This is a genomic window from Clostridium sp. AM28-20LB (assembly GCF_003480665.1).
Classification (GTDB): domain Bacteria; phylum Bacillota; class Clostridia; order Lachnospirales; family Lachnospiraceae; genus Otoolea; species Otoolea fessa.
This window is the reverse complement of record NZ_QUJN01000001.1, coordinates 1,034,985-1,058,339: the sequence shown is the minus strand read 5'-3', so window position 1 is coordinate 1,058,339 and position 23,355 is coordinate 1,034,985. Positions and strand designations below refer to the sequence as shown.

19 protein-coding genes, 2 tRNA genes, 1 rRNA gene and 1 riboswitch are annotated in these 23,355 nt (G+C 48.0%); of the genes, 21 read left to right on the top strand and 1 reads right to left on the bottom strand.

Going from position 1 to position 23,355, the window contains the following annotated elements:
* Window positions 1–92 precede the first annotated feature (92 nt).
* From DW739_RS04665 to DW739_RS04565, 20 genes are all read left to right on the top strand, one after another.
* Window positions 93–2,980, top strand: a 23S ribosomal RNA gene (locus DW739_RS04665).
* A 135-nt stretch (window positions 2,981–3,115) separates the two neighbouring features.
* A tRNA-Pro gene (locus DW739_RS04660) sits at window positions 3,116–3,190 on the top strand.
* 13 nt (window positions 3,191–3,203) lie between these two features.
* A tRNA-Gly gene (locus DW739_RS04655) sits at window positions 3,204–3,276 on the top strand.
* Window positions 3,277–3,680: 404 nt separating this feature from the next.
* Window positions 3,681–3,956 carry a hypothetical protein gene (locus DW739_RS14780; RefSeq protein WP_147355507.1) on the top strand — a complete coding sequence of 92 codons (276 nt, stop codon included), beginning with the start codon at window positions 3,681–3,683 and terminating at the stop codon, window positions 3,954–3,956.
* A 366-nt stretch (window positions 3,957–4,322) separates the two neighbouring features.
* A complete protein-coding gene (locus DW739_RS04640; protein ID WP_118749484.1) occupies window positions 4,323–5,099 on the top strand; it encodes a transglutaminase domain-containing protein in 777 nt (258 codons plus the stop codon).
* A gap of 623 nt (window positions 5,100–5,722) precedes the next feature.
* Window positions 5,723–6,454, top strand: a complete 732-nt coding sequence (gene rpsB / locus DW739_RS04635) for a 30S ribosomal protein S2 (RefSeq protein WP_022359217.1) — start codon at window positions 5,723–5,725, stop codon at window positions 6,452–6,454.
* A gap of 124 nt (window positions 6,455–6,578) precedes the next feature.
* On the top strand, window positions 6,579–7,511 hold the full coding sequence (gene tsf / locus DW739_RS04630; RefSeq protein ID WP_117796323.1) for a translation elongation factor Ts: 933 nt from the start codon (window positions 6,579–6,581) through the stop codon (window positions 7,509–7,511).
* A gap of 457 nt (window positions 7,512–7,968) precedes the next feature.
* Window positions 7,969–8,075, top strand: a riboswitch (TPP riboswitch).
* Window positions 8,076–8,468: 393 nt separating this feature from the next.
* Window positions 8,469–9,005: an energy coupling factor transporter S component ThiW gene (gene thiW, locus DW739_RS04625; protein ID WP_117796324.1), complete on the top strand. Its 537-nt coding sequence runs from the start codon at window positions 8,469–8,471 to the stop codon at window positions 9,003–9,005.
* Window positions 8,998–9,819, top strand: a complete 822-nt coding sequence (thiM, locus tag DW739_RS04620) for a hydroxyethylthiazole kinase (protein ID WP_117796325.1) — start codon at window positions 8,998–9,000, stop codon at window positions 9,817–9,819. Before thiW ends, thiM begins: the two co-directional genes overlap by 8 nt.
* Before the next feature lie 54 nt (window positions 9,820–9,873).
* Window positions 9,874–10,509 carry a thiamine phosphate synthase gene (gene thiE / locus DW739_RS04615; protein WP_118467799.1) on the top strand — a complete coding sequence of 212 codons (636 nt, stop codon included), beginning with the start codon at window positions 9,874–9,876 and terminating at the stop codon, window positions 10,507–10,509.
* Window positions 10,510–10,691: 182 nt separating this feature from the next.
* On the top strand, window positions 10,692–11,501 hold the full coding sequence (gene thiD / locus DW739_RS04610; protein ID WP_117796327.1) for a bifunctional hydroxymethylpyrimidine kinase/phosphomethylpyrimidine kinase: 810 nt from the start codon (window positions 10,692–10,694) through the stop codon (window positions 11,499–11,501).
* On the top strand, window positions 11,498–12,160 hold the full coding sequence (tenA, locus tag DW739_RS04605) for a thiaminase II (RefSeq protein ID WP_118467803.1): 663 nt from the start codon (window positions 11,498–11,500) through the stop codon (window positions 12,158–12,160). The genes thiD and tenA overlap by 4 nt, the downstream gene beginning before the upstream one ends.
* Window positions 12,161–12,162: 2 nt before the next feature.
* Complete coding sequence (locus DW739_RS04600) at window positions 12,163–12,915, top strand: ABC transporter ATP-binding protein (RefSeq protein WP_118742688.1); 753 nt, start codon at window positions 12,163–12,165, stop codon at window positions 12,913–12,915.
* Between the two features lie 35 nt (window positions 12,916–12,950).
* Window positions 12,951–13,691: an ABC transporter permease gene (locus DW739_RS04595; RefSeq protein ID WP_118742722.1), complete on the top strand. Its 741-nt coding sequence runs from the start codon at window positions 12,951–12,953 to the stop codon at window positions 13,689–13,691.
* 236 nt (window positions 13,692–13,927) lie between these two features.
* Window positions 13,928–14,995 carry an ABC transporter substrate-binding protein gene (locus tag DW739_RS04590; protein WP_233430188.1) on the top strand — a complete coding sequence of 356 codons (1,068 nt, stop codon included), beginning with the start codon at window positions 13,928–13,930 and terminating at the stop codon, window positions 14,993–14,995.
* 391 nt (window positions 14,996–15,386) lie between these two features.
* Window positions 15,387–16,460, top strand: coding sequence for a tryptophan--tRNA ligase (trpS, locus tag DW739_RS04585; protein WP_117796329.1), 1,074 nt, complete (start codon window positions 15,387–15,389; stop codon window positions 16,458–16,460).
* Window positions 16,461–16,709: 249 nt separating this feature from the next.
* Window positions 16,710–18,029, top strand: coding sequence for a sodium-dependent transporter (locus tag DW739_RS04580; protein WP_117796330.1), 1,320 nt, complete (start codon window positions 16,710–16,712; stop codon window positions 18,027–18,029).
* Window positions 18,030–18,384: 355 nt separating this feature from the next.
* Complete coding sequence (locus DW739_RS04575; protein ID WP_117796331.1) at window positions 18,385–19,041, top strand: DUF6465 family protein; 657 nt, start codon at window positions 18,385–18,387, stop codon at window positions 19,039–19,041.
* A 799-nt stretch (window positions 19,042–19,840) separates the two neighbouring features.
* Window positions 19,841–20,068 carry a hypothetical protein gene (locus DW739_RS04570; protein WP_117796332.1) on the top strand — a complete coding sequence of 76 codons (228 nt, stop codon included), beginning with the start codon at window positions 19,841–19,843 and terminating at the stop codon, window positions 20,066–20,068.
* 189 nt (window positions 20,069–20,257) lie between these two features.
* Window positions 20,258–21,649, top strand: a complete 1,392-nt coding sequence (locus DW739_RS04565) for an RsmF rRNA methyltransferase first C-terminal domain-containing protein (protein WP_182427932.1) — start codon at window positions 20,258–20,260, stop codon at window positions 21,647–21,649.
* On the opposite strand, the gene DW739_RS04560 is transcribed toward DW739_RS04565, so the two are convergent.
* A complete protein-coding gene (locus DW739_RS04560) occupies window positions 21,646–22,533 on the bottom strand; it encodes an RluA family pseudouridine synthase (RefSeq protein ID WP_118742687.1) in 888 nt (295 codons plus the stop codon). The two genes, DW739_RS04565 and DW739_RS04560, sit on opposite strands and share 4 nt — an antisense overlap.
* Window positions 22,534–22,826: 293 nt before the next feature.
* Here DW739_RS04560 and purE point away from each other — a divergent pair, with 293 nt between their 5' ends.
* Entirely contained in the window at window positions 22,827–23,339 is a 513-nt protein-coding gene (purE, locus tag DW739_RS04555) for a 5-(carboxyamino)imidazole ribonucleotide mutase (RefSeq protein ID WP_107000367.1), read from the top strand.
* Window positions 23,340–23,355 lie beyond the last annotated feature (16 nt).

Genomic DNA, 23,355 nt, shown 5'->3' with positions numbered 1-23,355 from the left:
AAAACAAGCAATTATTAATTGTAAACACCATAAGCCAAAGATGCAACGCTATGCATCTGAGAGGAACACCGTACCCGCGGTGTGAATCAATTGGTTAAGCTAATAAGAGCGCAGGGTGGATGCCTTGGCACTAAGAGCCGATGAAAGACGTGATAAGCTGCGAAAAGCTTCGGGGAGGAGCAAATATCCATTGATCCGGAGATATCTGAATGGGGAAACCCGGCTGAGAAGACCTCAGTCATCCATACGCCAATACATAACGTATGGAAGGGAACCCGCTGAACTGAAACATCTAAGTAGGCGGAGGAAGAGAAAGAAACATCGATTCCCAAAGTAGCGGCGAGCGAAATGGGAAGAGCCCAAACCAGAGTGCGTGCACTCTGGGGTTACGGACTGCATAAGTGAGCTGATTCGTTAATGGAACGGTCCTGGAAAGACCGGCCAGAGAGAGTGAAAGCCTCGTACATGAAAACGATAAGCAGCGGCAGGATCCAGAGTACCGCGAGACACGTGGAACCTTGCGGGAATTCGGGGGGACCACCCCCCAAGGCTAAATACTCCTTAGTGACCGATAGCGCATAGTACTGTGAAGGAAAGGTGAAAAGGACCCCGGGAGGGGAGTGAAAGAGAACCTGAAACCCTGTGTTTACAAGCTGTGGAAGCACGTTAAGGTGCAACCGCGTACTTTTTGTAGAACGGTCCGGCGAGTTGCGGATGCTGGCGAGGTTAAGGAGTAAAGCTCCGGAGCCGAAGCGAGAGCGAGTCTTAATAGGGCGTAAAGTCAGCATGTGCAGACCCGAAACCGGGTGACCTATCCATGTCCAGGTTGAAGTTCCCGTAAAAGGGAATGGAGGACCGAACGCACATCCGTTGAAAAGGGTGGCGATGAGGTGTGGATAGGGGAGAAATTCCAATCGAACCCGGAGATAGCTGGTTCTCCTCGAAATAGCTTTAGGGCTAGCCTCGTATTAGTTTAGCGGAGGTAGAGCACTGAATTTCCTAGGGGGCGTCAAAGTCTACCGAAGAATATCAAACTCCGAATGCCGCATAAATGATGTACGGGAGTCAGACTGCACGAGATAAGTTGGGTAGTCAAAAGGGAAAGAGCCCAGACCTACAGCTAAGGTCCCAAAGTGTGTGTTAAGTGGAAAAGGATGTGGGATTTCGAAGACAACTAGGATGTTGGCTCAGAAGCAGCCACACATTCAAAGAGTGCGTAATAGCTCACTAGTCGAGAGGTCCTGCGCCGAAAATGTCCGGGGCTAAAACACAACACCGAAGCTTAGGAATGTAATTATACATTGGTAGAGGAGCATTCTTAAAGAGACGAAGCAGTACCGATAAGGAGCTGTGGATTTTTAAGAAGAGAGAATGCCGGAATGAGTAGCGAGATGGAGGTGGGAATCCTCCAGGCCGAATATCTAAGGTTTCCAGAGTAAAGCTGATCTGCTCTGGGTAAGTCGGGGCCTAAGGCGAGGTCGAAAGACGTAGTCGATGGATAACAGGTTGAAATTCCTGTACTGCATATCATCAGAACTGTGGGGACACAGAGAGATACCGGAACCTGGGAATGAAGATACCAGGGCAAGCGAGGTAGGTGCTAGGCTGGCAAATCCGCTTAGTAAGCCGAAGACGTGATGCGGAGCGAATTAAAGTAGCGAAGTCCGGGATTCGAGCTGTCGAGAAAAGCCGCTATTGTGTGATATGTACCCGTACCGTAAACCGACACAGGTGGATGAGGAGAGAATCCTAAGGCCGGCGGGAGAAGCATTGTTAAGGAACTCGGCAAAATGACCCTGTAACTTCGGGATAAAGGGTGCCACAGAGATGTGGCCGCAGAGAATAGGCTCAAGCAACTGTTTAGCAAAAACACAGGTCTATGCGAAACCGAAAGGTGAGGTATATGGGCTGACGCCTGCCCGGTGCTGGAAGGTTACGAGGAGAGGTTAGAGCAATCGAAGCTTTGAATCTAAGCCCCAGTAAACGGCGGCCGTAACTATAACGGTCCTAAGGTAGCGAAATTCCTTGTCGGGTAAGTTCCGACCCGCACGAAAGGCGTAATGATTTGAGCGCTGTCTCGACAATGCACCCGGTGAAATTGAAATACCAGTGAAGATGCTGGTTACCTGCGCCAGGACGGAAAGACCCCATGGAGCTTTACTCTAGCTTGATACTGGGATTCGGTACTGCATGTACAGGATAGGTGGGAGACTTTGATGACAGGACGCCAGTCTTGTCGGAGTCGCTGTTGGGATACCACCCTTGTGGTACTGGATTTCTAACCAACCTCCGTGACCCGGAGGTGGGACAATGTCAGGTGGGGAGTTTGACTGGGGCGGTCGCCTCCGAAAGGGTATCGGAGGCGCTCAAAGGTTCCCTCAGAATGGTTGGAAACCATTCAAAGAGTGCAAAGGCAGAAGGGAGCTTGACTGCGAGACCGACGGGTCGAGCAGGTACGAAAGTAGGACTTAGTGATCCGGTGGTAGAAAGTGGGATTGCCATCGCTCAACGGATAAAAGCTACCCTGGGGATAACAGGCTTATCACTCCCAAGAGTTCACATCGACGGAGTGGTTTGGCACCTCGATGTCGGCTCATCGCATCCTGGGGCTGAAGTAGGTCCCAAGGGTTGGGCTGTTCGCCCATTAAAGCGGTACGCGAGCTGGGTTCAGAACGTCGTGAGACAGTTCGGTCCCTATCCGGCGCGGGCGTAGGATATTTGAGAGGAGCTGCCCTTAGTACGAGAGGACCGGGGTGGACTGGCCTCTGGTGTATCTGTTGAACTATCAAGTTCATGGCAGAGTAGCCAAGCCGGGACGGGATAAACGCTGAAGGCATCTAAGCGTGAAGCCCCCCTCAAGATGAGATATCCCATACGCAAGTAGTAAGACCCCTTGAAGACGACGAGGTAGATAGGGCAGAGGTGGAAGTGCAGTAATGCATGAAGCTGACTGTTACTAATCGGTCGAGGGCTTAACCAAAAGGATATGGTTAAGAATTGGATAGGTAAGAGGAAGTTATTTCCTGAAGGATGAAAGATAGAAAGTAGAAGAAATTCAGTGTGCAGTTTTGAAGGTATATAAACGTTCAAGAAAATCAAATATAAACGTGGATGACGGGGTGTGGCTCAGCTTGGCTAGAGCGCCTGGTTTGGGACCAGGAGGTCGCAGGTTCGAATCCTGTCACCCCGATTCTTACAAATATGCGCGAGTGGCTCAGTTGGTGGAGCGCGACCTTGCCAAGGTCGAGGCCGCGGGTTCGAGTCCCGTCTCGCGCTCTTTTTCATTTTATGCCGGAACCTTTAATTTCAAAGGATTCCGGCTTCTTTTTTTTTACATTCTGTTTCCGGGGTTGAGTAGGGTTGACTTAATTTAAGAAAGTGCCCGTTCCATATCTGCCTCATTCTGAGCTGTTTAATATGGTTAAAGCTGTAATTATGTAAAGCCGTTCGTTCGTCCTCATGCCCGACTTGTTTGCGAATCTCATTAATATTGATGCCCGAATCAAGCAAAGCAGAAATATATGTTTTTCTGATTTTGTGAATCCCTTTTTGATTTATATTAATGTGATGGCAATATTTTCGAATGCAGTTACTTATTACAAGCGGGGTAATATGCCGCCCATTCTGGAAGAATAGAAAATCATCCTGATATAAATGATGTTCTTTATTAAAAGCTAGATATGAATAATTTATTTTATGATAACTTTAAAGCACCATACGAACAAGATATACATAAAGAACTTTGGAAAATAATGTTAGAAGCATTAAAAAAATGCGCAGAAGAGAGCGGACTTATTGAAATGAATATGCCATCTGATCCAGAAGAGTATTTTACGTATCTTTGCAAGATTTATTATTGTATGGAGTGTACGGAGTGGATGAAAAAGATAGGAATGTTACACGAAAGTGAAAAGTACATCGATGGAGATGTTAAAGATATTTGCAATGGCAACTAATTCGCTAGCGGAAATATGGGCTAAATCTTTTTCATATTTTGAATAATTTTGTTTGGTGGTGTTGCATCCAAGAAGCTGCATCTGACGAACCATATAAGCCTGTGTATAGGAATGTTCAAGACGTAACTTTTTAATATTACTGCCTAATGAAATTGCGTTATCGGATTTTACTTTAGAATCGGTAGTCACGTAGCACCTCCAAATACTTGATTGAGTGCATTATAAAATGTTCAGTCAAATATTTGGTCGCAATATTGCGACTCTGCGCTTGATTATTACATGGCACTATGGTATAGTAAGAAATGTAAAGAAATGCAAGATTTTTGCACACTATCGATTATAAAATATGAGGGGGGGATATATAAAATGAAGAAAAGAACATTAGCATTAGTAGCTCTAACAGCAGCTATGACACTTGGAATGAGTTTAACATCTTTCGCAGCAGAGGAGCCAACATGGATCGTTCCTAAAGGATTATCTGCTGGCGAGTACGATAGTATGTACGGCACTACACAGTGGTGGCAGGCTGAAGCTGTAGCTGATTGTAGAGCGTGGGCGGAGGCGAATAAGGGAGATATCGTTGACATCCAGGATGAGATGGCTAGATATACGGCTATCGTCAACAAGGTTTGTGGATTCCTTACTTACGATATCAATTACAAGAATCCTCATATCGCTTATACGATCAGAGATGGCAAAGGTGTCTGCGGTGATTATACAGCTTTAACATTAGCGTTATGTGAGAAGTGTAACATTAAAGCTGTACTTTCTACCGGAGCTCTTAATGGGGTAGAGCATGATATGTTGAAAGTAACCATTAATGGGGTAGAATATTACAGTGATCCTACCAACTATGACACCGGTGCCGTAGGAGTTTTAGGAATGACTCCTGGTTATGTTGAGTTTTCCTGTGGGGGAGGGTTAACCTTAGCTAACGGAAGTACTGGTGCCGACACTAGCTCTAACTGTCTTACAGTCTTATCAATGGAGGCTAGCAAATCGGGCATGGTTCCTATCATTAATAAAAATGGCACATACTATATTACCAAGTCAGATGGTGATTTATTTGATAAATATGCTGATGTAGGGGATGTATCTGGTATGTATAGCATTCTTGATAAATATAATATACCACATTATTAATAGGGACGATCCCAAAATGATACTATATTTATGAAGTTTTTAATATGCAAAAAATCAGTAATTAAGCCAGAAAGGGATAGCAGACCTTTCTGGTTTATTCCATTTTCGATATATTCTTATGCTTAAAATCCAGCCTATCAAGGGCAAGCGTTGTGCCAAAGGCACCCTTGACAGTCTTCATCGAATATACTATTTTTATGTGGGGTTGAGTAAGGGGTTGAATACAGAAGAGCAGTCCTAAAACCTCCTATAAATAATATGTTTTTTAAGTAAAGGTTGGGTTCGAGTCCCGTCTCGCGCTCTTTTTTATTTCTAGGATTTATGCGGGTTCCGAGGTTTTCGGAGCCCGCTTTTAATTTACATAGAATTGCTAAAAGTTTTTACTGAAGGCTTTGTATTATCATTCCGTATATGCTTGCTGGAAGAAATTCAAGAAACGAAGAAAAATGAAGGAAAATGCGTGATTTTTTTAATTTCCACTTGCATGTATACCTTGCCTGTGATATAGTATAAAGGCTGAAAATTCACGCCGGTCGGATTTGCGCAGGACGGTGCTCATTATGAGTCCCCGCGGAAAGCATGAGAAGACGGCGGAAGAAAAACCAAAATTGGAGGAAAGAAACATGAGCGTTATTTCAATGAAGCAGTTACTCGAAGCAGGTGTACATTTTGGACACCAGACCAGAAGATGGAACCCGAAAATGGCTCCGTACATCTACACCGAGAGAAATGGTATCCACATCATCGACCTTCAGAAATCTGTAGGTAAAGTAGATGAGGCTTACAAGGCAGTATCCGATATCGCAGCAGACGGCGGCACAATCCTGTTCGTTGGTACAAAGAAGCAGGCTCAGGACGCTATCAAGACCGAGGCTGAGAGATGTGGTATGTTCTATGTAAACGAGAGATGGTTAGGCGGTATGCTGACAAACTTCAAGACCATCCAGAGCCGTATCGCTAGATTAAAACAGATCGAGGCTATGTCTGAGGACGGAACTTTCGACGTTCTGCCGAAGAAAGAAGTTATCGAGCTGAAAAAAGAGTGGGAGAAGCTGGAGAAGAACCTGGGCGGTATCAAAGATATGAAGAAGATCCCGGATGCTATCTTCGTAGTAGATCCGAAGAAGGAAAGAATCTGCGTACAGGAGGCTCATACTCTGGGTATTCCGCTGATCGGTATCATCGATACTAACTGTGATCCGGAAGAGCTGGATTATGTAATCCCGGGTAACGATGATGCTATCCGTGCCGTAAAACTGATCGTTTCCAGAATGGCAGACGCTGTTATCGAAGCTAAGCAGGGCGAGGCTGAGGCAGCTGCAGCAGAGGGCGAAGCAGAGGCTACAGAGGCTTAATTAACCCCAAAATTAAAAACTGAAACCAAAAGACCAGGAGCACGCCGCGGTTTTCCGCATAAAAGCGTGCTCCGCGCGGGTATACGAACGTGTACCTGAATTTATATACACGGAGGGATTTAAGATGGCAGTTACAGCCGCAATGGTAAAAGAGTTACGTGAAATGACAGGCGCTGGTATGATGGACTGTAAGAAAGCTCTTGCAGCTACAGATGGCGACATGGACAAAGCTGTTGAGTTCCTGAGAGAAAAAGGACTTGCAGGCGCTACTAAGAAAGCTGGCCGTATTGCAGCAGAGGGTATCGTTATGACTAAGGTTACCGCTGATGAAAAGAAGGCAGTTGTAGTAGAAGTAAACGCAGAGACAGACTTCGTAGCTAAGAACGAGAAGTTCCAGAACTATGTATCTGATGTTGCTGAGCAGGCGCTGAACACAAGCGCAGCAGATATTGACGCATTCCTGGCTGAAAAATGGGCAAAGGATCCGTCCCTGACAGTTGCAGAGGCTCTGTCTTCCCAGATCTCCATCATCGGCGAGAACATGAAGATCCGTCGTTTTGCTCAGTTAGCTGAGGAGAATGGTTTCGTTGCTTCCTATATCCATGCAGGCGGCAAGATCGGCGTTCTGGTAGACGTTGAGACTGACGTTGTAAACGATGCAATCAAAGAGATGGCTAAGAACGTAGCTATGCAGGCTGCAGCTCTGAAACCGCTGTACACCAACGACAGCGAAGTAGATGCAGATTACATCGCAAAAGAGAAAGAGATCCTGACTGTAGCAGCTAAGAACGAGAAGCCGGACGCAAACGACAAGATCATCAGCGGCATGGTTATGGGTCGTATCAAGAAAGAGCTCAAAGAGATCTGCCTTCTGGATCAGGTATATGTTAAGGCTGAGGATGGCAAGCAGAGCGTAGCTCAGTATGTAGCTCAGGTTGCTAAAGAGAATGGTGCGAAGATCACTGTTAAGAAGTTCGTTCGTTTCGAGACTGGCGAAGGTATCGAAAAGAAGGAAGAGAACTTTGCAGAGGAAGTTGCAAAGCAGATGGCACAGTAAGCGAACTACTTGTTGTAACTTCATATAACTTATTAGAAAGTGCTGAAACCCAGTATTTATGCAGGGTTTCAGCACTTTTTTGTGTACTGTTTTTTGATACTTTTTTATATAACTTGTTGCAATTTATTATATCTTCTTATGCGAATTGTGTAAAAAAGTGTGTAGTGAGTTGTGTAGAGGTTTTGGGGGATTTGTGTAATAACACGAATGGAACGCCTCAGCTGATTGCAGACGCGCCTTTGCAGTCTGCTCAGCATTACATTTACCGGTCTCAGGATCCCATTAGCGATTCTTTTGGGTGGCATTATGGGACTCACCGGAATCTGGCGGGCGCTTACGCTGACCTTGATCGTGAAAGGATAGGGGATAAAAGTGTACCAGAAAGTCACACTTGAAAATTCCGCCAGATGCGTTATAATAAGTCTGGCGATGGTTCAGCAGGGAAACATTGCAAATTTGATAAAAACAGGGGAGCTCGTTGGCGGGCTGAGAGGAAGTAATCGAACTTCGACCCTTTAACCTGATGCGGATAATGCCGTCGTAGGAAGTCATGAGATGAATTTTTACAGGAGATATCCGCAGGGGTATCTCCTGTTTTTTCATATAACAGGAAAATCCGTTGAAATTTCCTGTTATATAAAAAGCCCTACCGGGCGGGATCGCACTGCGGCGGAAGGGAATCATGTCGCAAGCAACCGCGCTCGGCGCGGGAATGTGCCAGGGCACATTCTTTTAAAATTAAATTCTTTGAAAGGGGGAACGTATTCCGCATGTGTGCGGCGAGCTGAGGGGGAGCGCCCTGGGCTTTGTAGGCAGCGATGGGAAGCCGTGTTCCGGCGTGAGAGGATACCAGAGAGTATCGACCGAATTTCATGCAGAAAACGTAAATTGTTCGTAACTGTTCAAGAATATCAAAGAAACAGAACAGTTGCAAATTTTCAAAGAAGGAGAAGAAAAATGAATAAGACAAACACGAAAAAACTGGCGATTGCGGCTGTATTCTGTGCCGTTGCCGTCGTAGGAAGTTTATTTTCCGTTCCGGTGTTCGGAAGTAAGTGTTCCCCGGTACAGCATATGGTAAATATCCTGTGTGCCGTTCTTCTGGGACCGGGCTATGGACTGGGAGCGGCCTTTGCAGCGGCGCTGATCCGAAATCTGTTAGGACTTGGAAGTCTGATGGCATTTCCGGGCAGTATGTTTGGCGCCCTGATCTGCGGACTGGTTTACAAGAAAACGCAGAGTGTGTTCGCAACTTTGATCGGTGAGGTGCTTGGAACGTCCATTCTGGGCGGATTTGCGGCATATCCGGTGGCGGTTTTCCTGATGGGAAAGAGCGCGGCGGGACTGGCTGTCTATGCCTATGTGGTTCCGTTTTTGATCTCGACCGCGGGAGGCGCGATCATAAGCGCGGTTCTGATTTTAAGTTTAAAGAAAGCCAATATTTTAGCAGGAATGCAGGAAGCACTGAGAGAGGAGAAGCCAGCACATGTTTAAAGAAATATTTGATAATGTAAGAGAAAAATGTCCGTTAATCCACAACATTACGAACTACGTGACTGTCAATGACTGTGCCAACGTGGTACTCGCATGCGGCGCGTCCCCGATCATGGCGGATGATAAGGACGAAGTTTCGGATATCCAGACCATCTGCGGCGGACTGAATATCAATATCGGCACATTAAACAGCCGGACCATCGAATCCATGCTGCTTGCCGGAAAGCGGGCAAATGAGCTGGGTCATCCGGTAGTTTTAGACCCGGTAGGCGCCGGTGCGTCGAAACTCAGAACAGAGACCGCCAATCAGCTTTTAAAGGAAGTCAGGTTTACCGTGATCCGCGGGAACATTTCGGAGATCAAGACACTGGCACTTGGAAATGGGACGACGAAGGGCGTGGATGCCGATCTGGCAGACCGGGTGACGAAGGAAAATCTGGACGAGGCGGCAGCTTTTGCGAAGGCATTTGCCGGAAAGATGAATGCGGTCGTTGCGATCACCGGTGCGATCGACATTGTGGCGGATGCGGAGAAGGCATACTGCATTTACAACGGTCGTCCGGAGATGTCTTCCATCACGGGAACCGGCTGTCAGCTCTCGGCTCTGACGGCGGCCTTTGTGACAGCCAACCAGGAACAGCCGCTTGAGGCAGCTGCTGCGGCAGTCTGCGCGATGGGACTGGCCGGGGAGACGGCATACGCCCGTTTAAGTGAACTGGACGGCAATGCGACTTATCGGAATTATATCATTGATGCTATTTATCGCATGAACGGAGAAGCGCTGGAGGCTGGAGCAAAATTTGAAGTAAGATAATAGAGCTTTAGTGTCCGTTTTTATAAGAACAGCTGAGAAAAGGAGGAAATGCAGATGAACTGCAGACCGGAAGATATGCTGCTTTACGCGGTGACAGACCGCGCATGGCTGAAGGGGGAAACTCTGGAGAGTCAGGTTGAGAAAGCTTTGAAGGGCGGGGCGACGTTTGTCCAGCTGAGAGAAAAGGAGCTTGACGAGGCGGAGTTTCTGGAGGAGGCAAAGAAGCTTAAAATGCTTTGCAGAAAGTATCAGGTTCCGTTTGTGATCAATGACAACGTGGAGATTGCCCTGGCAGTGGATGCGGACGGCGTCCATGTGGGACAGAGCGATATGGAAGCGGGAAAGGTCCGGGAAAAGCTGGGACCAGATAAGATCATCGGCGTTTCCTGCAAAAATGTAGAACAGGCGCTTCTTGCGAAAAAGCATGGGGCGAATTATTTGGGAGTCGGAGCCATCTATCCGACGGGAACCAAAAAGGACGCCGATGCCGTGACGCCGGGGATGCTTGCCAAGATCTGTCAGGCAGTCGATATTCCGGTTGTTGCGATCGGCGGACTGAATAAAGAACATCTGGAACTGTTAAAAGGAACAGGTGTGGACGGCATTGCAGTGGTCAGCGCCTTGTTTGCGGCCGATGATATTGAAAAGGCAGCAGAGGAACTGAAGGAAGCTGTAAAAAAGGTTCTGTAAAGATGAAAACGTTGTCATTTTGTCAAAAAAATGGCATGAAAAAGTTTATAAGAAAAAGCTTGTGAAAAAAGCTTCATAAAAAAATGGTAAGAAACTTTGCAAAAAGTTTTTTATGGCGGCACATTGGGGGCACCACCTTGTGTCGCCTTATAAAAGTTATTGATGCCTGAAAGGAGTTAATTATGAAGACAGCATTAACAATCGCTGGAAGTGATTGCAGCGGAGGCGCCGGTATCCAGGCCGATTTAAAGACGATGATCGCCAATGGAGTATATGGAATGAGTGCGATCACGGCGCTGACGGCCCAGAACACAACCGGCGTCCAGGGGATTTTTGAGGTAACCCCGGAATTTCTGGAACAGCAGATTGACAGCGTATTTACGGATATTCGTCCGGATGCGGTAAAGATCGGTATGGTTTCTTCAACCGGACTGATCAAGTCGATTGCGAAGAAGCTTTGTGAGTACCAGGCAGAAAACATTGTTGTGGACCCGGTTATGGTGGCGACGAGCGGAGCAAAGTTAATCAGCGACGACGCCATCGACACCTTGAAAGAATCGCTTTTTCCATTAGCGGCGGTTCTGACACCGAACATTCCGGAGGCGGAGGTCTTATCAGGAATGGAAATTAAGTCTGCCGACGATATGATTACGGCAGCAAAATGGATCAGTGAAACGTACCATTGTGCGGTTCTCTGCAAGGGCGGACATCAGTTAAATGATGCCAACGATCTTTTATACCGGGACGGCGGATACCGTTGGTTTAACGGAAAACGCATCCACAATTCCAACACCCATGGGACGGGCTGTACCCTGTCCAGCGCGATTGCATCCAATCTGGCGAAGGGCTATGATCTCGACACCGCGGTGGAACGTGCCAAGGCATATATTTCCGGCGCACTGGGAGCGATGCTGGATCTCGGCAAAGGATCCGGTCCGATGGATCATGGATTTGATTTCCGGGGAAAAGGATTTGCGGAGGAACGCGTATGACAATGACAGAGAGGCTTTTGGAAGCCACAAAGGAGATCTGGGCTGGTTACAATGAAAAACCGTTCGTAAAAGGCATTGCGGACGGCAGTCTGGATCATGATAAATTCAAATATTATATGATACAGGATTATCTGTATCTGATTGATTACACAAAGGTGTTTTCCATCGGGGCGGCAAAATCAACGGATCTCGCATTTATGCGCCTGTTTGCCGGATATACCCACTCGATTCTGGATGGGGAGATGGATATTCACCGTGCTTACATGGAACGTTTGGGGATAACCAGAGAAGAGGCGGAACAGACGCCGGTCGCTCTGGATAACCTTTCTTATACTTCGTATATGCTTCGCATCGCTTATGAGGGGGGCACGCCGGAGGCGGCAGCAGCGATATTGTCCTGCGCCCTCAGCTATGAATGGATTGCGAAGAAAATCGCAGCAGACAGACCGGATGCCGACAAACATCCATTTTATGGAGAGTGGATCCGGGGATACGCTTCCGAGTCTTACCACAAGGAAAATGAAGTCCTTGTAGAGTGGATGAACCGTCTGGCAGAGGATCTGTCTGAGAAACAAAAGAAACATCTGGTGGATATTTTTGTGGCCTGCTCCCGCTATGAAGCGGCATTCTGGGATATGGCGTGGGAAATGAGGCGGTAAATATGCTTACATTTGACAACGTGCGTTTCCAATATGCGGTAGAGGATTTTTCGATCATTGACCATCTGTCGTTTGAAGTCCAGAATGGGGAGTTTGTGTCCATCATCGGCGCTTCCGGCTGTGGAAAAAGTACGATCTTCCGGCTGGTAAATAAGCTTCTTACTCCGGCTTCCGGTGTGATCCGGGTGGATGGGGAATCGATCGAAACGAAGAAAAATTACTGCGGATATATGCCGCAGCAGGATCTGCTGTTTCCATGGCGCACCGTGCGGGAGAATCTGATGCTTCCGATGGAGATTCAGGGCGGATATTCGAAGGAACAGATGCAGAAAAAAGCGGATGATGCGCTTCGATCGGTTGGACTTGCAGACTGGGGAGATAAGACGCCGAAAGAGCTTTCCGGCGGTATGCGCCAGAGAGCCGCCTTTGCGAGAACGGTTCTGACGGGTTCAGACCTTCTGCTTTTGGATGAGCCGTTTTCAGCCCTGGATTATCTGACAAGACTGTCTATGCGGGAGTGGCTTCTGGAACAGTGGGAGAAGGAGAAAAAGACGGTTGTTTTCATCACGCATGATGTGGAAGAAGCGGTGTTTCTGTCCAGCCGGATTCTCGTGGTGGAACAGTCACCGATCACACATCTGCGCTCCATCGAGGTCCCGGCGGGATATCCGCGATCCCGGGAAGAGCTTCGCAGACCGGAGATTCTGTCCTTAAAGGAAGAACTGATCGGAATGCTTAAGAAGGAGAAGGCGTGATGGAACAGAAAAAAACAAATAAAATGGGAAGCCGGATGAATGCGAATCTTCCAGCCCTGATTCTGGTGGCGGTGCTTCTGTTTACATGGCAGGCAGCGGCTATGGGGATTGATGCAGCCTATATTCTCCCGTCTCCGGTTCAGGTGGTTGTACGGCTGTGGGAACTTCGGGGTCCATTATTTACGGCACATCTGCCGGCGACGATGTCGGTAGTTGCGATTGGACTTTTGATCTCGATCGTGCTGGGCGTGGGACTGGCTGTGCTGATGGATGCCAGTGAGACGGCAAGAAAGGCGCTGTATCCGCTGATCATCGCCTCGCAGACGATCCCGACGACGGCGCTGGCACCGCTGTTTGTCCTCTGGTTTGGCTACACGATCTGGAGCAAGGTGCTGGTAACGGTGCTGATTACGTTTTTCCCGATCACGATCACGGTATTTGACGGGTTCCGGTCGGTGAAGACGGAAATGGAAGAACTTTTGTTTACATTTGGCGCGGATAAGCGTCAGATCTTTTTGAAATTAAAGATTCCGGCGACGCTTCCGTACTTTTTTTCAGCGATCAAGATGGCGGTACCGCTGTCGATCATCGGAGCGGCGATTGGAGAATGGCTGGGCGCTCAGAGCGGACTCGGATATTTCAGCCGGAGAATGATGACCCAGTTAGATGGAGCCGGTGTATTTGCACCGATTCTGCTCCTATCGGAAGTGGCGATGGCGGCAACGTGGATTGTCTCGCTGCTTGAAAAGCGGATGATTTTCTGGAGGAATGAGTAGGAAATTGTGATATAGGATGAAATTTTGAAGTATGTGTGCGGATATTGAAAAGTCTGTATTTTTGAAATGTGTGCTGCGGACCGAAAAAAGTGTATTCACAAAAAAGCTACTCGTGAAGAAGTGCAGATCTTTGAGATTGGTATGTGAATCCAGCAAGTCATATGCCAAAAGAACTGGAAAACAGGTAAGTGATAGGGAAATATAAACGGAAATTTGTAAAAATGAAAGGATATGAGATGAAAAAACGAATGAAAATGGCTGCCGCAGTGATGGCAGCAGTGATGGGAATGATGACACTTGGCGGATGTGGAACGGCCAGCGAAAAGAGTGAGACAGCTGCTCAGGCAGAGGGCACGGATGCGAAACAGACCTCGGAAGATGGAAAAAGTCAGGATCTTAAGGAGATCAATGTGGTTCTTGACTGGTATCCGAATGCGATCCATACCTTTATTTATACGGCGATCGAGCGCGGTTATTATGCGGAAGAAGGACTGGATGTGAAAGTGCGTTTTCCGGCCAATGCGAACGATGCGTTATCACTGGTAGCGGCTGGAAAGGCGGAGATCGGCATGTACTATCAGCAGGATGTGATCCAGGCGGTTGCCAATCAGGGAACGAAGATCAAATCCATCGGTGCGATCGTGCAGTCCCCGTTAAGTGTCGTTCTTTCTTTAAAGGATAAGAATATCACAGGACCGGAAAATCTGGTTGGAAAAACCGTTGGTTACGGCGGAACAGCACTCAGCGAGGCGGTTGTCAAGAGCATGATGGAATATGTGGGAGCGGATGCATCGGATGTAAACCTGATCGATGTCGGATTTGAACTGATGAGTTCTATGACGACCGGCAATGTGGATGCGACGATCGGATGCCTTGTTAACCATGAGGTTCCGCAGATGGAGGAAGAGGGCTTTGATGTCAACTACTTCATGGCAGCTGGATATGGAATCCCGAATTATTATGAGGAAGTATTCCTTGCCAACAACGAAATGATCCAGCAGGAGCCGGAAGTTCTGGAAGGATTCTTACGCGCATCGAAGAAGGGCTTTGAAGACTTTAAGAACGATCCGAATGGCTGCCTGGCAATCCTGATGAATAATCAGAATGAGGAAAACTTCCCTCTGACCCAGAGCGTGGAGGAGAAGTCCTGTGAGACACTTCTGCCGCTCATGGAGAGCGATGAGGTTCCGTTTTTGACCCAGACCGAAGAGTGCTGGCAGGAAAACATCGACTGGATGAGCGAGAGCGGGCTGATCGATAAGAAAGTGGATGTTTCGGATGTGATGGTAAACCTGCAGGAGTAAGAGCCAGAAGTAGTCAGAGACTGGCTGTTTGCGCAGAGCAAGTAAATTTCCGGAACTGGAAATTCTGGTGTTTAACATATATATGCAAGACAAGAATGGTAACAGAGTTACTGTTCACGGGTAGGCACTTTTGGAACCGAAAGTGCCGTGAGAAAACGTGGTGGCAGCAGGAATTTGCCGTATTTAAATGCGAAGCCACGGCAAATTCCGTTACTGGGCACGTATGCGTGTACAGTAAACAACAGGGCGTTACTGGGGAAGATGGAGTCTCAGAATGTTGACAGTCTGCCAGCCAGGATATATAATATTTTCGTAACTGTTCAGTACCTTAACAGTCACGCGCAAAAATCCATTAAAGAAAAAACACCAGAATGGAAGGGGAAACAAATAGATGAAGAAAATTATTTTAACCGGCGATCGTCCTACCGGGCGCTTACATGTCGGACATTATGTTGGCTCTCTGAGCGAGAGAGTGAGACTTCAGAATTCCGGCAAATTCGACGAGATCTATATTATGATTGCCGATGCGCAGGCACTGACGGACAATGCCGATCACCCAGAAAAGGTGCGTAAAAATATTCTGCAGGTTGCCCTGGACTATCTGGCTTGTGGAATTGACCCGGAGAAATCCACCATCTTTATTCAGTCGATGGTGCCGGAGCTGACAGAGCTTACTTTCTACTATATGAACCTGGTTACGGTATCCCGTGTACAGCGAAATCCTACCGTAAAAGCAGAGATTCAGATGCGTAATTTTGAGGCAAGCATTCCGGTTGGATTCTTTACTTATCCGATTAGCCAGGCGGCGGATATCACTGCATTCCGCGCGACGACCGTTCCGGTTGGAGAGGATCAGATGCCGATGTTAGAGCAGTGCAAGGAGATCGTCCACAAATTCAACAGCGTGTACGGCGAGACTCTGACGGAACCGGAGATCCTGCTTCCGTCCAACAAGGCATGTCTGCGTCTGCCGGGTATCGATGGAAAGGCAAAGATGAGCAAATCGCTTGGAAACTGCATCTACCTTTCTGATTCGGAAGCAGATGTGAAGAAGAAGATTATGTCCATGTTTACAGATCCAAATCACCTGCGTGTCGAGGATCCGGGTAAAGTCGAGGGCAATCCGGTCTTCATCTATCTGGATGCATTCTGCCGTCCGGAGTATTTTGCAGAGTTCCTTCCGGATTACCAGAACCTGGACGAGCTGAAAGCGCATTACCAGAGAGGTGGTCTGGGCGATGTGAAGGTGAAGAAATTCTTAAACAACGTCATGCAGGCTGAACTGGCTCCGATTCGCGCGAGACGCCAGGAATGGGAGAAGAGAATCCCGGATGTATTTGACATCTTGAAAGAGGGAAGCAAGGCAGCAGAGGCGAAGGCTGCTGAGACACTTCGCGATGTGAAGGCTTCGATGCGGATCAATTACTTTGATGATGACAGCCTGATTGATACGATCGAGGACTAAGATAAAAAGTGGAAATTCGGCGTGGCTTTCTGGAATGCCGGGAGTGTGCTGCCGGAAATAAATTGAATTAAGAAATAGAGAAAAGTCTGTCTTTTGGCATGGGAAAGGTGTCGGGGGACAGGCTTTTTTGCGTGATTCCCACTTAAAAACGGTTTACATAGTCCCTAAAATTCGATATAATAGTCCATATTGCGTTATAACGCAAGGCTATATCAAATATGAAATGAAAGAATACTAAGAGGGCTACACATGAGTAAAAACAAACAATGGGCGAGTAAGCTGGGCTTTATTATGGCGACGGCTGGGGCGGCGATTGGATTGGGAAATCTGTGGAAATTTCCATATCTGATGGGAAAGAACGGTGGATTTCCATTTCTGGTTGCGTATCTGTTTTTTATCGTCGTTCTCGGACTGCCGGTTATGATCACGGAAATGTCCCTGGGACGGAAGACGCGGCATGATCCGGTGCAGGCATATGCGGACATTCATCCGCACGCACGGATTGTCGGTATATTCGGCGTACTGGCGGCGTTTATTATTTTGAGTTATTACAGCGTCATCGGCGGCTGGATTTTAAAGTATATTGCCAGCTATGTGACGACGGCGGCAGCGCCGGATTTTAACGCCTTTATCGGCAGCAGCGAGCCGGTGATCTGGCATATTGTATTTATGGCAGCGACTATAGCTGTCTGCTATTTTGGCATCAATGGCATTGAGAAAGCGAGCAAATTGATGATGCCGATGCTTCTGGTTCTGTTATTTGTCATCATTTTCAGAAGCGTGACGCTTCCGGGAGCTTCGAAAGGACTGTTATTTATCTTCCAGCCGGATTTTTCGGCGTTCACGCTTTCTTCTGTCAGCGCGGCACTGGGACAGGTGTTTTATTCCCTGAGTCTCTGTATGGGTATCACGATCACCTACGGAAGCTATCTGAGTGGAAAGGAAAATATTCCAAAAAGCTGTATGATCGTCGGTGGTCTGGACACCGTGATTGCGGTTCTCGCGGGTATCGCGATCTTTCCGGCAGTATTTGCCTTCGGTCTGGAGCCGGGACAGGGACCGGGACTGATTTTCGGCACACTGCCGATGGTATTTGCGAATATTGCGGGGGGAACTTTCTTTGCAATCCTGTTTTTTGCGCTGGTTTTTTTCGCAGCCGTTACGAGTGCGATCGCACTTCTGGAAGTCTGTGCCTCTTTTGCGATTGATTCGCTGGGCTGGGAACGCAAGCATGCGGCGCTTGTGATTGGTACGGCGATCACGCTGCTTGGCATTCCGAGTGCGCTGTCCTTCGGCGTCCTGAGTGATGTCACAATCCTGAATCAGTCGGTCTTTGATTTCGCCGGACTGGTAACGGATAATATTCTGATGCCGCTCGGTGGACTCACGATGTGCTACTATGTAGGCTGGAAATGGAAACCGGAGTATCTGCTTGCGGAGATCGAGGCGGACGGTACGAAATTCCGTCTGGGAAAACTCTGGGTGTTCTGCATCCGATTCCTGACGCCGATTATGGTGGGAATCGTCAGTGTAACTGGATTTTATAATTTGTACTTGGCGATTCGGTAGGAAGAGCGGTTTTGTTGACAAAAACAGGAAATTGCCGTATAATTTGTTAAAGTTCAGACAAGGTCATGGAAATAGGGATAGGATGTGCTTGACGGTGGATCAAGGGCGGAAAAAGACCATTTGTGTGATAATCTGAATGGACAGACAACTTGGGGAAACTTGAATATAAGACAATTAAATTATGGGGATACCGCAGAATGACAAGGATGTGATTAGGCGGTGTCCCTACTTCGACTGTCGGGAATGAATCGGATATGAGGCATTGCCGCAGGCAGAAAAGCTGCGCCGTGTGAGTGAGCACAGAATCACAAGCCGGAAGACGTTGCGGAGAAAGCAGAGAAGGAGGATGAGATATATGGTTCAGAGAAAGAAAACATTAGCCAAGACAGCGGCAAAGAAATCTGTTTCAACGGAAGAGAAAAAGGTTCCGTCTGTTGTGGAGAAAAAAGAGACAGCCGTAGCTGAAGTGGCGAAGAAAGAAACGGCAGTGGCAGCAGTCGCAAAGAAAGAGACAGCGGTAGCGGAAGTGGCAAAGAAGGAAACAGCTGTTGCAGCGGTGGAGAAAAAAGAGACGGCAGTAGCATCCGTTCCGAAAAAGGAAACTGCACTGGCACATGTAGAGAAGAAAGAAACAGCCGTAGCGCCGGTACAGAAGAAGGAGACCGCCCTCGCAGAGAAGAAAGAGATGGCAGCAGCCGCAGAGAAAAAGGAGACAGACGTGACCGTAAAGAAAACAACTGCAAAGAGAACCACAAAGACAACCACAAAGACAACCACTGCAGCAAAGAAGACAGCTGAGAAAAAGGAAGTAAAGACAGTTGCATACGTACAGTACGCAGGTGCGGAGATTTCTATCGAGAAGCTGGAGGCAGAAGCAAAGAAAGCATATGCAGCTCTGGGACATAAAGAGGACGAGATTGAGACTCTGACCCTGTATGTTAAACCGGAAGAGCGTGCCGTTTACTATGTGGTAAATGGAGAAGGTTCCAGCGAGTACAAGATTGTGTACTAAGGTGGGCGTTCGGTGAAGTTTCCGGCTCTGTATGACGGGAAGTTTACATACCATATCTGCTTAAAATGAGGGAGCAGGTATAAAAATCTAAGAATGGTAAAAAGCCAGTTTTTATATCTTTGGTGTATTAAGAGAGATATAGAACTGGCTTTTTATTTCATAGAAAAATGTGTCCTATGGTAACTGTTCAGTAGGTCTGCGCATTTACTGCGCTGACCGTACGAAAACATGGGCCAGCAGGCAAAAATCCCATTGCCGTAGGCAATTTTTGATGGATTTTTGCGCGTGACTGTGAAGGTACTGAACAGTTACGTCCTATGAAACAAAATACGCTCCGCGAGGATGCACAGTGATTCTGTATGGAATATGTCAGCTTCGCTGACCAGAATCACGCGCCAGGTCTCACGGACGGTTCACTGATCTGTGGATATTTTGATATGGGGATGTTTTAAAATCATAAAAGGGAATGCGGATGATTCAGTGCAGGGCGGAATGAAGGAAAAAACAGCCAGAACAGTACTCCAGCGGTTAAGGTCAGGCAAATCTCCATGGCGCTGTTGATGATTCCCGATAAAATCCAGCTGTCCAGACAGAAAACGGATGAAATCCAGAGGAGCAGAAGGCAGAGACGCCCACGGGTAGCAGGAGAATCCAGAGAGTGAGTCAATTTGCTGAAAAAGGCAGTATTGGAGGTTCTTTGGGAATAATGGACAGGAGCTGGGGACGAAAAATAGAGCTGCAAGCTTAAATAAAACAGATTATAAAGAAATAACAGCGCAGCCGCCAGCGCCAGAAGCGTGTGAAGGATAGCACAGACTGGGAGGTGCTCCGGGGTATAGGGCAGCAGGGCAGCGGCAGTGAGGAGAAGCAGGCAGCATTTTGCCTGGCGGGGGCGGTACAGGGAGAGTTGGGAGTAGAAAAAGCCGCCGCAGAGCAGGCACCAGAGAAAAAATTCGCCGCGTCGGTGCAGTGCGATGCTGATACTGGAAAAATTGGAAGAAAACAGATTGCTTCCGCGTGTGAGTGAGAAACTAAAAAAAGGGAGGAGAACGAACGTAAATATCCATCGAATCATGAGGATAGTGTGGGAAAATGGGGCGGAAAAGATACTGGAAAGAAGAGGCAGAAATAGTTGACGGAATTGCTGTTTATGTAATAGTATTATTATTTAGAAAAGATGAATTATATGTTTGATTAAGAAGGATAATACAAAACTATGATAAATTTACCAGCAGCATTTACTGAACGAATGAAACAGATGCTTGGCAGGGAGTACGATGCGTTTATCGCCAGTTATGATAAGGAGCGCTCACAGGGACTGCGCGTGAACGGACTGAAAGCGGATCTGGCTGAATTTGCTAAGACGGCTCCATTTTCTCTGAATCCGGTTGCGTGGGCGGCGGAGGGATTCGCTTATGGGGCGGAGGATCGTCCGGGGCGTCATCCGTACCACGATGCGGGCGTTTACTATATTCAGGAGCCGAGCGCGATGATTGCGGCTTCGCTTTTAAACCCGCAGCCGGGGGAAATGATTCTGGATCTCTGTGCGGCACCGGGCGGAAAATCGACGCAGGCGGCGGCGAGATTGGGCGGAGAAGGACTTCTGGTGAGCAATGAGATCCATCCGGCGCGTGCAAAGATTCTCTCGCAGAATATCGAGCGCATGGGAATCCGGAATGCGGTTGTGACAAATGAAGATTCCGGGCGGCTGACGAAGTATTTTCCGGCATTTTTTGATGGGATCATCGTGGATGCACCGTGTTCCGGCGAGGGAATGTTCCGCAAGGATGAGACGGCGGTCACGGAATGGAGCCCGGAGAATGTGTGTCGCTGTGCTGGGCGGCAGCAGGAGATTCTTGAAAATGCGGCGATGATGCTGAAACCGGGCGGACGTCTGGTGTACTCCACCTGTACTTTTGCACCGGAGGAGGACGAGCAGGCAATCGGACGTTTTTTAGAGGCACATCCTGAGTTTACGCTAGAGGAAACGCCGGACTATCCGGGACTTTCGCACGGCGTTCCAGCCTGGGGGGCGGGTGTGACGGATGGAATCGAGAAAACGGTCCGTATCTGGCCGCACCGGACCGAGGGAGAAGGCCATTATGCGGCACTTCTTCGAAAAACGGGCGAGCCGGAGAGCGTGAAGCGTAAATATCCGGCTTCGATGAAGGACAAGAAGCTTCTGGCAGTCTATGAGGATTTCTGCAAAGAGATATTTATTGAGCCGAAGAAATGGACAGCGGACAGTACGATGACGATGTTTGGCGATCAGCTTTACCGGACGCCGGAGGAGATGGTCGATTTTAAGGGGCTGCGGGTGCTTCGCCCGGGGCTTCAGATGGGAGAATTTAAGAAAAATCGTTTTGAGCCGTCCCACGCGCTGGCACTTGCCCTGCATCCATCGGAGGTAAAACAGAACGTGAACCTGTCTGCCGACGCGCCGGAGACGGCGGCATACCTGCGCGGCGAGACGATCCAGCTTTCTGAGGAAGACGCCGGAAAAGGCTGGTGCCTTGTGAGTGTGGACGGGTATTCGCTCGGATGGGGCAAGAAGAGCGGCGGGACGCTGAAAAACCATTATCCGAAGGGACTGCGGAAGCAGTATTAATAGAAGAAGGAAAAATCCTCCGGCATCGGAGCCGTAAACTCCATTGCTTCCCCTGTGATCGGATGCCGGAATGCCACCGTATAGGAGTGAAGCGCCTGCCGTCCGATGAAGCGGTAATCCGGGTTGTATAGAAAATCCCCTAAAAGCGGGTGCCCGATGGCTTTCATGTGGACCCGGATCTGGTGGGTGCGCCCCGTTTCCAGGCGAAGCCGGACGAGGGAGCAGCCGAGATCGTCCCGGTAATCGAGACACCGGTAATGGGTGACGGCGTGTTCCCCATGATCCATATCGATGCAGCGTTCGATGGTGGAACCATCTTTTCGGGCGATCGGCAGATCGATAGTGCCGGATTCTTCTGGTTTCCCGGAGACAATGGCGAGATATTCGCGGCGTATTTCTTTTTTCGCAGTCATGGCGGAGAGAAATGCGCCGCTTATTTTATGTTTAGCAATCAGCAGAAGACCGGTGGTGTCTCGGTCTAAGCGGTTCACGGCACGGAATACGAAATGTTCGCCGCGCGAGGCAAAACGGTACGCGAGGGCGTTTGCCAGCGTATTTTCATGGTGTCCCTGGGACGGGTGGACAGGCATTCCGGCGGCTTTGTTGAGTATTATGAGATCTTCGTCTTCATATACTATATCGATCGGAAGATTGACCGGAAGAATATCTGAGGAAACGGGTTCGTCCGGGAGAAAGAGTGTCAGGGTGTCTCCGATCTGAAGCGGTGTGTTCAGCCAGGATGGAGTCCCATTCAGGCAGATCTGCTCAGGGTTCTGTTTGAGCTCGATGAGGATGCGGCGGGAATATCCGGCATCGCGCAGGAAGGCACCGATGGTGTCGGCCTTGTTTTTATTTGTAATGGTGTATGATAATGTCCGTTTCATTTAGGGAACCTCTTTGGGGTGAAAATGGGTTATTTGTTGTCATTCCAATAAGGATAACATAAAAGCAGGATGGGCTGCAATGTCAGAGTGAAATTTGTTCCTGATTACGGCTACGCTATTTTGGAACAGGAAGCGCCCCATGAGAAGGTATGACGAAATTTTGAAGGATTCTCGAAACCCTATTGACTTGCCATGAAAAACCTAGTATCATTACTAATAAGTAAGGCTGTTTTTATTCAAATTACTTATAAGCAGAACTAATAAATACAATGCAGAGAAAAGGAGAATGAACGATGGCAAAAGTAGGAATTGTAATGGGAAGCGATTCGGACATGCCGATCATGGCACAGGCAGCAGATTTTCTGGACAAGATGGGGATTGATTATGAAATGACAATCATTTCTGCACACCGTGAGCCAGACATCTTTTTTAACTATGCAAAATCCGCTGAGGAGAAGGGCTTTAAGGTTATCATTGCAGGTGCTGGCAAGGCAGCACATCTGCCGGGTATGTGCGCGGCACTGTTCCCGATGCCGGTGATCGGTATTCCGATGAAAACCTCGGATTTAGGCGGAGTTGATTCTCTGTATTCGATCGTACAGATGCCATCCGGTATTCCGGTTGCAACGGTAGCGATCAACGGCGGTAAGAACGCGGGTATTCTGGCAGCCAAGATTCTGGCAACTTCCGATCCGGAGCTGTTAGCGAAATTAAAGGCATACTCCGAGGAGATGAAGAATGAAGTAGCCGGTAAGGATGAGAAATTACAGAAGCTGGGACATAAAGAGTATCTGGCACAGAAATAAAAACAAAAAATATAAA